At 71.8% G+C, this 13,531-nt stretch carries 13 protein-coding genes and 1 pseudogene; 4 read left to right on the forward strand and 10 right to left on the reverse strand.

The window, feature by feature from the left end; all coding sequences use genetic code 11:
- The coding region (locus GTW67_RS01215) for an NAD(P)H-hydrate epimerase (RefSeq protein ID WP_237518594.1) at positions 1-265 on the reverse strand (265 nt) is incomplete at its 3' end.
- Between the two features lie 155 nt (positions 266-420).
- Between GTW67_RS01215 and GTW67_RS38430 the strand changes: the two are divergent.
- A pseudogene (locus tag GTW67_RS38430) lies at positions 421-690 on the forward strand (hypothetical protein); the annotation flags it as partial.
- Positions 691-782: 92 nt separating this feature from the next.
- Here GTW67_RS38430 and GTW67_RS01225 read toward each other — a convergent pair.
- From GTW67_RS01225 to GTW67_RS01240, 4 genes are all read right to left on the reverse strand, one after another.
- On the reverse strand, positions 783-1,154 hold the full coding sequence (locus tag GTW67_RS01225) for a holo-ACP synthase (RefSeq protein ID WP_161162936.1): 372 nt from the start codon (positions 1,152-1,154) through the stop codon (positions 783-785).
- 33 nt (positions 1,155-1,187) lie between these two features.
- The gene (locus tag GTW67_RS01230) at positions 1,188-2,384 is read right to left on the reverse strand and encodes an acyltransferase family protein (protein ID WP_161162937.1); all 1,197 of its coding nucleotides are present in this window, start codon (positions 2,382-2,384) and stop codon (positions 1,188-1,190) included.
- Positions 2,385-2,584: 200 nt separating this feature from the next.
- A complete protein-coding gene (gene glmS / locus GTW67_RS01235; protein ID WP_161162938.1) occupies positions 2,585-4,432 on the reverse strand; it encodes a glutamine--fructose-6-phosphate transaminase (isomerizing) in 1,848 nt (615 codons plus the stop codon).
- A 109-nt stretch (positions 4,433-4,541) separates the two neighbouring features.
- Positions 4,542-5,321, reverse strand: coding sequence for a hypothetical protein (locus GTW67_RS01240; protein WP_161162939.1), 780 nt, complete (start codon positions 5,319-5,321; stop codon positions 4,542-4,544).
- Between the two features lie 232 nt (positions 5,322-5,553).
- Between GTW67_RS01240 and coaA the strand changes: the two genes are divergently transcribed.
- Positions 5,554-6,522 carry a type I pantothenate kinase gene (gene coaA / locus GTW67_RS01245; RefSeq protein ID WP_161162940.1) on the forward strand — a complete coding sequence of 323 codons (969 nt, stop codon included), beginning with the start codon at positions 5,554-5,556 and terminating at the stop codon, positions 6,520-6,522.
- A gap of 31 nt (positions 6,523-6,553) precedes the next feature.
- Positions 6,554-7,495: a DUF389 domain-containing protein gene (locus GTW67_RS01250; protein ID WP_161162941.1), complete on the forward strand. Its 942-nt coding sequence runs from the start codon at positions 6,554-6,556 to the stop codon at positions 7,493-7,495.
- Positions 7,496-7,669: 174 nt separating this feature from the next.
- On the opposite strand, the gene glmM is transcribed toward GTW67_RS01250, so the two are convergent.
- The 4 genes from glmM to GTW67_RS01270 all read right to left on the reverse strand — a co-directional run bounded on the left by glmM (position 7,670) and on the right by GTW67_RS01270 (position 11,614).
- Positions 7,670-9,028: a phosphoglucosamine mutase gene (glmM, locus tag GTW67_RS01255; protein WP_161162942.1), complete on the reverse strand. Its 1,359-nt coding sequence runs from the start codon at positions 9,026-9,028 to the stop codon at positions 7,670-7,672.
- Between the two features lie 175 nt (positions 9,029-9,203).
- Positions 9,204-9,716: a 30S ribosomal protein S9 gene (gene rpsI / locus GTW67_RS01260; RefSeq protein WP_161162943.1), complete on the reverse strand. Its 513-nt coding sequence runs from the start codon at positions 9,714-9,716 to the stop codon at positions 9,204-9,206.
- A 41-nt stretch (positions 9,717-9,757) separates the two neighbouring features.
- Positions 9,758-10,201 carry a 50S ribosomal protein L13 gene (rplM, locus tag GTW67_RS01265; RefSeq protein WP_055632362.1) on the reverse strand — a complete coding sequence of 148 codons (444 nt, stop codon included), beginning with the start codon at positions 10,199-10,201 and terminating at the stop codon, positions 9,758-9,760.
- 207 nt (positions 10,202-10,408) lie between these two features.
- Positions 10,409-11,614 carry a glycosyltransferase 87 family protein gene (locus tag GTW67_RS01270; protein ID WP_161162944.1) on the reverse strand — a complete coding sequence of 402 codons (1,206 nt, stop codon included), beginning with the start codon at positions 11,612-11,614 and terminating at the stop codon, positions 10,409-10,411.
- A gap of 74 nt (positions 11,615-11,688) precedes the next feature.
- Between GTW67_RS01270 and GTW67_RS01275 the strand changes: the two genes are divergently transcribed.
- A complete protein-coding gene (locus GTW67_RS01275; protein WP_161162945.1) occupies positions 11,689-12,573 on the forward strand; it encodes a hypothetical protein in 885 nt (294 codons plus the stop codon).
- 4 nt (positions 12,574-12,577) lie between these two features.
- Here GTW67_RS01275 and truA read toward each other — a convergent pair whose 3' ends face one another.
- Positions 12,578-13,432 (reverse strand): tRNA pseudouridine(38-40) synthase TruA, encoded by an 855-nt coding sequence (gene truA / locus GTW67_RS01280; protein WP_161162946.1) that lies wholly within the window; start codon positions 13,430-13,432, stop codon positions 12,578-12,580.
- Positions 13,433-13,531: the final 99 nt, after the last annotated feature.

Genomic DNA, 13,531 nt, shown 5'->3' on the forward strand with positions numbered 1-13,531 from the left:
CGGGCGTGAGCAGTACCGCCGTCACCCCGGCCCCGCGCCGGGCGAGCCGTGCCCCGGCGTACAGGGCGTCGCCGCCGTTGTCGCCGCTGCCGACGAGCAGCACGACCCTGCTGCCGTAGACCCGCCCGGCGACACGGCCGAGCAGCTCCGCGCAGGCGGCCGCGAGCCCGGCCGCCGCCCGTTGCATCAAGGTCCCGTCGGGCAGCCTCGCCATCAACTCCCGCTCGGCCGTCCTGACCGTCTCCACGCTGTACGCAGTCCGCATGCCGTCGAGTCTTCCCGATACACGACGAACGTCACGGGCCGCACCGGCCGGGTTCACTCCCGTCCACGGCCGGCACGGGCTCGGTGGGGAGGCTCGCGCGGGCCTGTTCGGCGGCGCGGGCGGTGCTCGGCGGCCCCACCGCCTACCGCGCCGACCTGGCCCACCGCGCCACCGAGCGCCGCACCCACCGGCACCGACAGAGCGCGGCCAGGCGCTGCCGCAGGCCTGCGCATCGCCTCGCGCGTCACCACGGTCCGCGGCCGGCGCGGGCTCGTTGGGGAGGATCTGGCGGGCCTGTTCGGCGGCGCGCGGGCGGTACTCGGCGGCCCACCGCCTACCGCGCCGACCTGGCCCACCGCGCCACCGAGCGCCGCACCCACCGGCACCGACAGAGCACGCCCCGCACGGCCCAGGCGCTGCCGCAGACCTGCGCATCACCTCGCGCGCGTCACCCTGGACGTGGGCCGCTCCAGGCGCCCGGCGCCCGGCGGTCTCCGTGCAGGCGAGGCCAGCGGCCCTACCCTTCCGCGATCACCACCGCCGACGCCACCCCGGCGTCATGGCTGAGCGACACGTGCCACGACGTCACCCCCAGCTCCGCCGCCCGCGCCGCCACCGTCCCGGTGACCCGCAGCCGGGGCTGTCCGCTGTCCTCCACGTACACCTCGGCGTCCGTCCAGTGCAGCCCAGCCGGCGCGCCGAGCGCCTTGGCGAGGGCCTCCTTCGCCGCGAACCGGGCGGCGAGCGAGGCGACGCCGCGGCGCTCCCCGCTCGGCAGCAGCAGCTCGCTGTCCAGGAAGAGCCGCCGCGCCATGGCGGGCGTGCGCTCCAGCGACGCCCCGAAACGGTCGATCTCGGCCACGTCGATCCCGACCCCGATGATGCTCATGCCGAGCACCTTACGAGGCCCCCGGCCGCGGCCCTACGGGACGATCGGCGCCGCCGCCTTCTCGGCGCGGGCCGCGCGGGACTTCGGGGCGCGCTTGGACCACCACAGCTGGGCCGGCTCCTCGACCCACCGGTACAGGAGCCAGGCGAGGGCCTGGGAGACCACGAAGGTGCCCAGCAGGAAGACGATCGCCTCGTTGCTCTCCGCCATCCGGTGCGGCCAGTACTCGCGGATGAACTGGTTGACGGTCTGGTGCACCAGGTAGAAGGCGTACGAGCTGGCCCCGAGCATGATCAGCGAGCGGTTGGTCAGCAGGCGGGCGCGGCCCGCGGCCTCGTTCTGCACGCACGCGGCGATCAACAGCACCGACAGCACCGCGATGACGGGGCGCACGGTGCACTCCATCTGGTGGGCGGTGAAGCGGTTGCCCCAGTCGTCCGCGCGGGTGAAGGCGACGGCGTACACGAGGAGCAGCGCCACCACGGCGGTGGGCCGCAGGGGGACGCGGTGGCCGCGGCGCAGGGCGATGGCGAAGGTGACACCGACGAGGAACTGCGGCAGGTAGACCACCGGGTGGCGCATCACCCAGGAGGCGTCGTGCGCGTTCAGGTAGTGGTCGGCCGCCACGTGCACGGCCCACATCGCGACCAGGCCGGCGACCGTGACGATCGCGAGGGTCCTGGTCCGCCAGGCGCGCAGGCGGTTGATGAGCAGCGGGAAGAGCGCGTAGAAGAGCAGCTCGACGCTGAGCGTCCAGGTGACGGGGTTGCCCGGCAGGGTGGGCATCGCGTTCGGCAGCCACGCCTGCACCAGGAACAGGGACGAGATCAGGCTGACCGCGTCCGTGTGGTCGTTACCCATGCCGTAGAAGACGGCGATGGCGGCGACCGCGGCGACCAGGTGCGCCGGGTAGATGCGGCCGAAGCGCCGCCAGTAGAACGTCCCCTTGCCGTTGGTCGGCTTGTGGCTCCAGGTGAGCAGGAACCCGGAGAGGACGAAGAAGAACGTCACGCCGTGCGCGCCGATCTTCGAGTAGGGGAAGAGGTCGGGCACCCGCCACACTCCGCCGCCCGCGCTCACTCCGTTGAAGTGATGCACGAAGACCGCGAAGGCCGCGAAGAAGCGCAGGCTGGTCAGCGACGCCAGACGCGTGGGCAGGGTGCCTGCCCGCTCCGCGAGCCCTGGCCGCTCCGTGGCCGGAGTCGTGGGTGCCGGGGGGGCTGTGGTCATTACGGTCCACCAGTCGTATCCGCGTGCGGTCCAGGTCGGCGGGCATGGGTCGTCACTGCAGCACCAACCGCAAACCCCCGTACCTTAGCGATCAGCACCGCGCCCGCACAGGGGGGCGTCCGGTGACGTTCGTCCCATCGTCCGCGGGAACCGCGCGGAACGGCACAGAACCGCGTGGCACCCGGGGGAACCCGCCACCGCTACTCCACCGTCACCGACTTGGCGAGGTTGCGCGGCTGGTCCACCTCGTTGCCCCGGGCCGTGGCCAGCTCGCAGGCGAAGACCTGCAACGGCACCGTCGCCACCAGCGGCTGAAGCAGCGTCGGGGTGGCGGGGATCCGGACGAGATGGTCGGCGTAGGGGACGACCGCCTCGTCGCCCTCCTCGGCGATGACGACGGTGCGCGCGCCCCGGGCCCGGATCTCCTGGATGTTGGACACGATCTTGTCGTGGAGCACCGAACGGCCGCGCGGGGACGGCACGACCACGACGACCGGCAGGTCCTCCTCGATCAGCGCGATCGGCCCGTGCTTCAACTCGCCCGCCGCGAAGCCCTCGGCGTGCATGTACGCCAACTCCTTGAGTTTCAGGGCACCTTCCAGGGCGACCGGGTACCCCACATGCCGGCCCAGGAACAGCACCGTGTCCTTGTGGGCGAGCGAGCGCGCCAACTCCCGTACCGGCTGCATGGTCTCCAGGACCCGGTCGACGGCGCCGGAGATGCGGGAGAGGTCGCGGACGACGTCGCGGATCTCGTCGGCGTACTTGGTGCCGCGGACCTGGCCGAGGTAGAGGGCGACCAGGTAACACGCCACCAGCTGGGTCAGGAACGCCTTCGTCGAGGCGACGGCGACCTCGGGGCCGGCGTGCGTGTAGAGCACCGCGTCGGACTCGCGGGGGATGGTCGAGCCGTTGGTGTTGCAGATGGCCAGCACCTTCGAGCCCTGCTCGCGGGCGTGGCGCAGCGCCATGAGGGTGTCCATGGTCTCGCCGGACTGGGAGATGGCGACGACCAGGGTCTGCTGGTCGAGGATGGGGTCGCGGTAGCGGAACTCGCTGGCCAGCTCCACCTCGCAGGGGATGCGCGTCCAGTGCTCGATGGCGTACTTGGCGATCAGCCCGGCGTGGAAGGCGGTGCCGCAGGCGACGATGACGACCTTGTCGACCTCGCGGAGCACGCCCGCGGGGATCCGCAGCTCGTCCAGGGTGAGGGAGCCGGAGCCGTCGATGCGGCCGAGGAGCGTGTCGGCGACCGCCTTGGGCTGCTCGGCGATCTCCTTGAGCATGAAGTAGTCGTAGCCGCCCTTCTCGGCGGCCGAGGCGTCCCAGTCGACGTGGTACGAGCGCACCTGCGCGGGGCTGCCGTCGAAGCCGGTGACCGTCACGCCGTCCCGGCGCAGCTCCACCACCTGGTCCTGGCCCAGCTCCAGGGCGTCCCGGGTGTGGGCGATGAACGCGGCGACGTCGGAGGCGAGGAAGTACTCGCCCTCCCCCGTGCCCACCACGAGCGGCGAGTTGCGCCGTGCGCCGACGACCACGTCCGGCTCGTCCGCGTGCACCGCGACCAGCGTGAACGCGCCCTCCAGCCGGCGGCACACCAGCCGCATCGACTCGGCGAGGTCGGCGCAGGCGGAGTACTCCTCGGCGAGCAGGTGGGCGACGACCTCGGTGTCGGTCTCGGAGGCCAGCTCGTGGCCGCGCTCCTCCAGCTCGGCCCGCAGCTCGGCGAAGTTCTCGATGATGCCGTTGTGGACCACGGCCACCCGGCCGGAGTTGTCGAGGTGCGGGTGCGCGTTGACGTCGGTGGGGCCGCCGTGGGTGGCCCAGCGGGTGTGGCCGAGGCCGGCCGCGGCGGACGGCAGCGGGTGTTCGGACAGCTCCTTGTCCAGGTTGACGAGCTTGCCGGCGCGCTTGGCGGTGGCGAGCCCGCCGTCGGCGAGCACGGCGACGCCCGCCGAGTCGTAGCCCCGGTACTCCAGCCGCTTCAGTCCGGCCACCACGACGTCGAGCGCCGACTGCGGCCCCACATATCCCACGATTCCGCACATGCCCGGCAGCCTACGGTCAGGTTCCGGAACCAACCTGTCGTCGCGTGCCCGAAATCGGAAATTCCCACCGGGGTACGAACACTCCGGTGGGAATCGGCGGCCGGTCCGGTCAGCCCAGCTTGGCGAGCTGTGCGTCGCTGATCTCGGTGGGGAAGGGGAAGTCCTTGCCCGTGGCGGCGGCTCCCAGGTTCATCACGGTGAACGACGCCACGGTGGAGCCCTTACGGGTGACGGCGACCTTCAGGGGGAACGCGTCGCCCTCGTCGCCGGCCACCGTCAGCGTCACCGCGACGGCCTCGTCGGCACCGGCGGGCGCCTTGTCGGCGGTCACCTTGTCGACCTTCGTCGTGACACCGGCCACCGTGTAGGAGAAGCCGCCCGCGCACGCGCTCACGGCCGCGTTCACGTCCTTGAGGACCGTCCCGGCGCCGCCGCCCTCGTAGGAGGCCAGGGTCACCAGGAGCTTGTCCAGGTCGAACGCGCTGTTCAGCGCCTCCTCGGACAGATCGTCCCCGGACGGCTTCTTCGCCTCCTCCGTCCAGGACCGCTTCGCCGTGGCCGCCGGCTCGCCCGCGGCGACACCGGTCTGCGCGAGGACGAGCGGCCGGCACTCGGCCTTGTCCGTCTTCACCTGGTCCTGCCCGATGTCGTCCGTCGCGGCGGCCTTGGTGACCTTGCCGTTCTTGACGTCGGCCTGCGCCAGCACGGCCTTCTCCAGCTCGGCGGCGCTCAGCGCCTCGGCACCGGCCGGGGCGTTCTTGCCCGCGTCGGCCTTGCCGCCACCGGCCTTGTCGCCGTCGTCGGAGGACCCGCCGCAGGCGGTCACGAGAAGGGCCAGGGCGGCGGCCGAGGCCGCCAGGGCGGTACGGCGAACAGCGGTCGATCTCACGTGGGATGACTCTTTCTGCCAGGACTGCGGAGGAGCTCCGCATGCTTCGCGCGCACTGTACTCACAGCGCGGACACAGGCGATCACCCGACGACCGTTCCATGATCACCCGGTATCCGACCGTGACACCGACGTGATCTCGCCCGGCGGTGCGCGGCCCGGCGTGACGCACCCCACCCGCAGCCCCGTTCAAACTCCGTTAACAATGGACTGTGATCTCTCCGGTCCCCGCGATGCCCCGGAGCGCCCACCGGTCCCGGCCGGAGGCGACTCCCTACGTCGACCTCACCCGCTCCGAGTGGAGCGCGCTGCGCGAGAAGACGCCGCTGCCGCTGACCGCCGAGGAGGTGGAGAAGCTGCGCGGCCTCGGCGACGTCATCGACCTCGACGAGGTGCGGGACATCTACCTCCCGCTGTCCCGGCTGCTCAACCTCTACGTCGGCGCCACCGACGGACTGCGCGGCGCGCTCAACACCTTCCTCGGCGAGCAGGGCTCCCAGTCGGGCACGCCCTTCGTCATAGGGGTCGCCGGCTCGGTCGCGGTCGGCAAGTCCACCGTCGCCCGTCTGCTCCAGGCGCTGCTGTCCCGCTGGCCCGAGCATCCCCGCGTCGAGCTGGTCACCACCGACGGCTTCCTGCTGCCCACGAAGGAGCTGGAGGCCCGCGGCCTGATGTCGCGGAAAGGTTTCCCCGAGTCGTACGACCGCCGGGCGCTGACCCGCTTCGTCGCCGACATCAAGGCCGGCAAGGCCGAGGTGACCGCCCCCGTCTACTCCCACCTCATCTACGACATCGTCCCGGACGAGAAGCTCGTCGTGCGCCGCCCCGACATCCTGATCGTCGAGGGCCTGAACGTGCTCCAGCCCGCCCTGCCCGGCAAGGACGGCCGCACCAGGGTCGGCCTCGCCGACTACTTCGACTTCAGCGTGTACGTCGACGCGCGCACCGAGGACATCGAGCACTGGTACCTCAGCCGCTTCCGCAAGCTGCGCGCGACGGCCTTCCAGAACCCGTCCTCGTACTTCCGCAAGTACACCCAGGTCTCGGAGGAGGAGGCCCTCGACTACGCCCGCACGACCTGGCGCACCATCAACAAGCCGAACCTGGTGGAGAACGTGGCCCCCACCCGGGGCCGGGCCACCCTGATCCTGCGCAAGGGGCCGGACCACAAGGTGCAGCGCCTCAGCCTGCGCAAGCTGTGACGAAGGCGCCCGCCGGCTGTAGAAATACCGGATGCTGCATCTGCGCCTGATCTCCCCGGCCGACCGGACCGACGAGGTGGTCCGCCTGATCGACCGGACGGTCGGCACCACCCACCTCGTCGTCCTGCCCGGCGCCGCCCGCGACCCGGAGGGCGACGTCGTCATGTGCGACGTGGCCCGCGAGGCCGGCGACGAGATCATCAGCCGGCTGCGGGCGCTGGGCCTCGACGACTGCGGCGCCATCACCGCCGAGAACATCGACCTGTCGCTGTCCAAGCACGCCGACGAGGCGGAGCGGGACGCGCCCGGCGAGCCCGCGGACGCCGTGCTGTGGGAGCAGTTGGAGGAGGCGACCAGCGAGGAGTCGACCCTCTCCATCACCTACGTCGCCTTCATCACGCTGGCCACGATGATCGCGGCCTGCGGCGTCGTCCTCGACAACGCGATCCTGATCGTGGGCGCGATGGCGGTCGGCCCGGAGTTCGGCCCGCTCGCCGGCATCTGCACGGCGATCGTCCAGCGCGCCCCGCGCCTCGCCCTGCGCTCCCTGATCGCCCTGCTGGTGGGCTTCGCGGTGGCGATGGCGGTGACGGTGGGCTTCAGCTGGATCATGTCCGGCTTCGACCTGTTCACCGAGGGCAAACTGGAGGGCGACCGCCCCAACACCGGTTTCGTCTACGCCCCGGACGCCTTCTCGTTCGTGGTGGCGATCCTGGCGGGCATCGCGGGCACACTGTCCCTGACGAGCGCCAAGTCCGGCGCCCTGGTGGGCGTGGCCATCTCGGTCACCACGGTCCCGGCAGCGGCGAACGCGGCGGTAGCCCTGAGCTTCGACGACATGAAACAGACGGTGGGCTCGGCCGAGCAACTCGCACTCAACCTCTTCGGCATCGTCGTGGCAGGCACGCTGACCCTGCTGGCACAGAAGGCCCTGTGGTCAACACAACGGACCCGCATGCACAAACGCACCTAGGTGCCCCCCCCCAGGGGCGCGGGGCTGTGCCGATATGCGGCTCCGCCGCGCGGGCCCCTATCAACGCCGGACCGGGCCTACGCCCTCAGGGGCGCGGGGAACTGCGCGACAAGCCACGACGGCGCCGCAGCCCGCACCGCACAGCACCCCCCACCCCGTACCCGGCGCCGCAAACTACCCCAGCGCGGACTTCACCGAATCGGCCAGCCGCCCCGCCACAGACCGAGCCTGCTCGATGTCAGCCGCCTCCACCATCACCCGCACAAGAGGCTCCGTCCCGGAGGGACGCAACAGCACCCGCCCGGTGCTCCCCAGCTCCCGCTCCGCCTCCCCGACGGCAGTCGACAGCTCCGCGGAGGTCGTGACCCGCGCCTTGTCCACGTCCGGCACATTGATCAGCACCTGCGGCAGCCGCTCCATCACGGACGCGAGATCCCGCAGCGTACGCCCGGTCTCCGCGACCCGCGCCGCCAGCATCAGCCCGGTCAGCGTGCCGTCACCCGTGGTCGCGTGGTCGAGGATGATGACGTGCCCGGACTGCTCGCCGCCGAGGGCGTAGCCGTGCTGCTTCATCTCCTCCAGCACGTACCGGTCGCCGACCCCGGTCTGCACGAACTGGATGCCCTCGCGCTCCATGGCCAGCTTGAAGCCCAGGTTGGACATCACGGTGGCGACGACGGTGTCGGAGCGCAGCGCCTCCCGCTCCCGCATCGCGAGCGCGAGCACGGCGAGGATCTGGTCGCCGTCGACCTCCGCGCCGGTGTGGTCCACGGCCAGGCAGCGGTCGGCGTCGCCGTCGTGGGCGATGCCGAGGTCGGCGCCGTGCTCGACGACGGCGGCCTTGAGCAGGTCGAGGTGGGTCGAGCCGCAGCCGTCGTTGATGTTGAGGCCGTCGGGCACCGCGCCGATGGTGACGAGCTCGGCACCGGCCCGCGCGAACGCCTCCGGCGAGACCCGGGAGGCCGCGCCGTGCGCCTCGTCCAGGACGATCTTCAGTCCGTCGAGGCGGTTCGGGAGGACACCGACGAGGTGGGCGACGTACTGGTCGAGCCCCTCGTCGTAGTCGCGGACGCGGCCGACGCCGGCGCCGGTCGGACGGTCCCAGGGGGCGCCGGTGCGGTGATCCGCGTAGACGGACTCGATGCGGTCCTCCAGCTCGTCGGCGAGCTTGTGCCCGCCGCGGGCGAAGAACTTGATGCCGTTGTCGGGCATGGCGTTGTGGCTCGCGGAGAGCATCACGCCGAGGTCGGCGCCGAGCGCGCCGGTGAGGTGGGCCACCGCGGGCGTCGGCAGCACGCCGACCCGCAGCACGTCCACGCCGGCGCTGGCCAGGCCCGCGACCACGGCGGCCTCCAGGAACTCCCCGGAGGCCCGCGGGTCACGGCCGACCACGGCGGTCGGCCGGTGTCCGGCGAAGGTGCCCGCCTCGGCCAGTACGTGCGCCGCGGCGACGGAGAGACCGAGCGCCAGCTCGGCCGTCAGATCCGCGTTGGCGACACCGCGCACGCCGTCCGTGCCGAAGAGTCGTCCCACTTGTCCTCCTGAGAAAACGTCAGGTCCGAGCACATGAGCCCATGAACGCATGAACCCATGACCGGCTGAGCTTCTGAGCGTCTTGTGTCGTTATACGCCTGGCGGCCGGGATAAACGAACGCCCCGGCAGCACAGTGGCGTGCCGCCGGGGCGTTCGGAGTACAGGCAGCGAGGCTTAGCGCTTGCTGTACTGCGGGGCCTTGCGGGCCTTCTTGAGACCGGCCTTCTTGCGCTCGACCGCACGGTCGTCGCGCTTGAGGAAGCCGGCCTTCTTCAGCGGGCCGCGGTTGTTGTCGACGTCGGCCTCGTTCAGCGCACGGGCGACACCGAGACGGAGCGCACCGGCCTGACCGGAGACACCGCCACCCGCGATGCGGGCGATGACGTCGTAACGGCCTTCGAGCTCGAGCACCTTGAAGGGCTCGTTGACTTCCTGCTGGTGCACCTTGTTCGGGAAGTAGTCCTCGAGGGTGCGACCGTTGATCTTCCACTTGCCGGTGCCCGGGACGATCCGGACACGGGCGATGGCGTTCTTGCGACGGCCCAGGCCGGCGGCCGGCTGGGGCTCGCCGAAGCGGGACGCCATCGACTCCGAGGTGTACTCACCCTCGACGGGGACCTCGGACTCGGTGGTGTAGCTCTCGATGTCGATCTCTTCGATCGGCTGCTCGGCAGTGGTCTCGGCCACGATGCTCCTCAGATTCTTTTCGTCTTAGGGGGTGGCCGGACTTACTGCGCGACCTGGGTGATCTCGAACGGCTGCGGCTGCTGCGCGCCGTGCGGGTGCTGGTCACCCTTGTAGACCTTCAGCTTCGAGAGCATCTGACGGCCCAGCGTGTTCTTGGGGAGCATGCCCTTGACGGCCTTCTCGATGGCCTTCTCGGGGTTCTTGTCCAGCAGCTCGTCGTAGCGCACGGAGCGCAGACCGCCCGGGTACCCGGAGTGGCGGTACGCCATCTTCTGGGTCCGCTTGTTGCCGGAGAGGTGCACCTTGTCGGCGTTGATGATGATGACGAAGTCACCGGTGTCGACGTGGGGCGCGTAGATCGGCTTGTGCTTGCCACGCAGGATGGAGGCGGCGGTGGAGGCCAGACGACCCAGGACGACGTCCTGAGCGTCGATGACGTGCCACTGGCGCGTCACATCGCCGGGCTTGGGGCTGTACGTACGCACGGTTCGTAGCCTTCGCTTCTTCAGTGAATGGTCCTGACAAGGTCACCGAAGACGATCACGACAGCCCTGACCGCACAGCGGTGACGCATACCGCGTGCTGGTCGCTGGTCATCGGTCCCGGTGGACCGGTGTAAGGGCCCCTCACGTGAGAATGAGCAAGCCAATACACATACGACTGTGCAGAGTACCCGGGGTGCCGCAGCCGGGTCAAAACGGAGCCGACGACACCGCCGCGGGCTCCGGCGCGCGCCCGGCGCCGTCGTGATCGCCGGCGGGGGCCGCACCGCCCCGGGCCCGCCCCGCCACGGCCCACACCAGCACGCACAGCGTGAACGCGTCCTTGAAGGCCCGCTGCCGCGCCGTCTCCAGCCAGGGCCAGGTCAGCCCCGGTGCCTGGGGCACCAGGGCGAGCCAGAACCAGGGCCCCCGGGCCACCGCACCGGCGTACGGCAGCCCGGCGAGCAGCAGCGGCACCGCGACCAGGAGGTAGTGGTCGTAGGACGGCCGGGAGACCAGGAAGGCCGACAGCATCAGGCCGGCGCCGGTCTCCGCGTACCGCAGCGGCCCGGCGTCCGCGCGGCGCCAGCGCAGGTACGCGCACAGCACCCCGGCCCCCGCCGCCACCGCCGCGATCCCCTGCGCGAGCGGTTCCGCGACGCCGAGGCGGGGCAGGACGGCCGCCGGGGAGGCCTCGTAGAGCCGCAGGAAGCCGTCGTCGCCGTGGGCGAGGAAGGGCAGGGTGCGGGTGAGGAAGCCGGCCGGATCGGGCATCAGCAGCGCCGCCGCGCCGGAGGCCAGCGCGGGCACCAGGACGGCCGCCGCGAGGGCCCGCCACCGCCCGGCGAACAGGAACAGCAGGACCACGGGCGCCAGCAGCGGCTTGAGCGCCACGGCCGCCCCGATGACCGCTCCGGCCGCCGTCCAGCGGCCCCGGCTGGCCAGCAGCAGGCACAGCGGCAGGCCCACCGCCGCGGTCACCGTCCAGTTGCCGAGCCGCACCAGGTGCCCGAAGGGCGCGAAGCCCGCCGCGAGCCCGATCGCCCCGAGGACGCCGAGGCGGCTGCCGTACGGCACCCGGTGCAGGCGCAGCGCGCAGCCCCAGGCCAGCACCAGCAGCGCCGTCACCGCCAGGGGCGCCAGCACCCGCAGCACGGCCCCGGGCAGCAGCGCCTGCGGGACGGCGGCCAGCACGGCGCTCGGCAGATAGAGGAAGTGCGGATCGTCGTACGGGGAGCCGCCGGCCAGCCAGGTCCGGGCGGCCCGCACGACGATCGCGTTGTCCATCCCCCCGTCCGGGGACGCCCGGGCCGCACTCAGCGCCGACGCCCCCAGCACCGCCACGAGCGCCGCCCACGCGTGCCCGCCCACCGGCCGCACCAACCACCCGGAGATGTCGCTTTTGCCCGTCCACATGAAGGGAACGCTAGGCGCTGCACCCCGTCCACAGCCGCACCAGCACACCTCTCGGCCCGTCTAAGATGCCGCCCATGAGCTTTGGGCAGGGGGGACCTCAGTCGCAGTGGGATCCCTGGAAACCGCAATCGCAGCAGCAGCCCTGGAACAGCGGCGGCGGCGACTCCCCGGACTGGGCCGCGCTCGCCGAGGCCTCGGAGGCCCGTAACAAGCGGCGCCGGCTGCTGTTCATCGGCGGCGGTGCGCTGGCCACCGTGGCGATCGCCAGTGCCGTCGCCGTGGCCGTGGTCTCGGCGAACGGCTCCGACCAGGCGTCGGACACGCCCTCCTCCCAGCTGCCGTCGACCGCGGACATCCCCGGCCAGTCGGCCGCGCCCCCCTCGTTCGCGCCGACCAGCGCCCCGCCGCCGCTGGACCCGAAGGACTTCGTGTCCAGCAGCAAGAAGGACACGGCCCCGCTGAGCCCGGACATCCTCTTCCCGGGCACGCAGCTGACCATGGGCGACATCGTCTACAAGAAGGGGCCGACCGCGGACACCCGCACCTGCGCCTCCGCCGCCCAGGGCACCCTGCCGAAGGCCCTCACCAACAACGGCTGCACCCGGCTGCTGCGCGTCACCTACACCAAGGGCGACATCGCGGTGACGGTCGGCGTGGCCGTCTTCGACAACGAGGCGCAGGCGCTCAAGGCCAAGAGCCAGACCGACAAGAAGAGCATCGTGCGCTCGCTGTCGGGCGGCGGCGTGAAGTCGTTCTGCACGGGCGCGGTCTGCCGCTCCACCATCAACTCCTACGGCCGGTACGCCTACTTCACGATCGCCGGCTTCACGAACGGCCAGAACGTGACGCAGAAGGACACGGCCGTCTTCCGCACCGGTGACGACCTGGCCGAGTTCGCCGTCCGGCAGATCAGCCGGCGCGGCCAGGCCCAGGCGTCGGCGGCGGCGACGGCCGGCTAGCGGCTCAGCAGCAGCCGGTCCCCGGCAGGGTGCGCCGGTTGCGCGCCTCCTTGTTCCGCGCCGCCAGCAGCTCGTCCGCCGGGTAGCCGACCTCTTCCAGGGTCAGCCCGTGCGGCCGTACGACGTGCACGGCGGAGTCCCGGACACCGGCGGCGAGCACCTTCGCGGGCCAGTCCGGCGTGCGGTGCCCGTCGCCGACGAACAGCAGCGCGCCGATGAGCGAGCGCACCATGTTGTGGCAGAAGGCGTCGGCCCGCACGGTGGCGGTGACGATCCCGTCGTCCCCCCGCACGAGGCTCAGCTCCTGCAAGGTCCGGATGGTGGTCGCCCCCTCGCGCTTCTTGCAGTAGGCGGCGAAGTCGTGCTCCCCGAGCAGTCCCCGGGCGGCCTCGTTCATGGCGTCCACGTCGAGGGGCCAGTCGTGCCACAGCACGTGTCCGCGCAGCAGCGGGTCGACCCCGCCGGGGTTGTCGGTGACCCGGTAGGCGTAGCGCCGCCAGATCGCCGAGAACCGGGCGTTGAAGCCGCTGGGCGCCTCCCTGAGGGCCCACACCCGCACGTCCCGCGACAGCCGCCCGGCGAGCCGCTTGAGCAGCTTCCCGTGGTGCTCGGCCCACACCTCGCGCGGCAGGTCCACGTGCGCGACCTGGCCCCGGGCGTGCACCCCGGCGTCGGTCCGCCCCGCCACGGTCAGCTCGTACGTCCGCGCCGACCGCGTGACGGTCCGCAGCGCGTCCTCGATCTCCCCCTGCACGGTCCGCCGCCCGCCGGCCTGCTTGGCCCACCCGGAGAACTCGGCCCCGTCGTACGACAGATCCAGCCGCACCCGCACGAACCCGGGCTCCACTTCATCACTCACCCAGAAATCCTCTCACCCACACGAAAGCGGGCCCGCCCCTCGAAAGGAACGGACCCGCCAACGCCCAAAAGGGGCGCGGGGAACTGCGCGACCAGCCAC

Source organism: Streptomyces sp. SID5910, assembly GCF_009862125.1.
Lineage (GTDB): Bacteria > Actinomycetota > Actinomycetes > Streptomycetales > Streptomycetaceae > Streptomyces.

Coding starts and splice junctions, on each gene's coding strand:
- GTW67_RS01275 (WP_161162945.1), top strand. CDS start 11,689: ATGAGCTTTGGGCAGGGGGGACCTCAGTCGCAGTGGGATCCCTGGAAA.
- glmS (WP_161162938.1), bottom strand. CDS start 4,432: ATGTGCGGAATCGTGGGATATGTGGGGCCGCAGTCGGCGCTCGACGTC.
- GTW67_RS01230 (WP_161162937.1), bottom strand. CDS start 2,384: ATGACCACAGCCCCCCCGGCACCCACGACTCCGGCCACGGAGCGGCCA.
- GTW67_RS01225 (WP_161162936.1), bottom strand. CDS start 1,154: ATGAGCATCATCGGGGTCGGGATCGACGTGGCCGAGATCGACCGTTTC.
- GTW67_RS01250 (WP_161162941.1), top strand. CDS start 6,554: ATGCTGCATCTGCGCCTGATCTCCCCGGCCGACCGGACCGACGAGGTG.
- GTW67_RS01270 (WP_161162944.1), bottom strand. CDS start 11,614: ATGTGGACGGGCAAAAGCGACATCTCCGGGTGGTTGGTGCGGCCGGTG.
- coaA (WP_161162940.1), top strand. CDS start 5,554: ATGCCCCGGAGCGCCCACCGGTCCCGGCCGGAGGCGACTCCCTACGTC.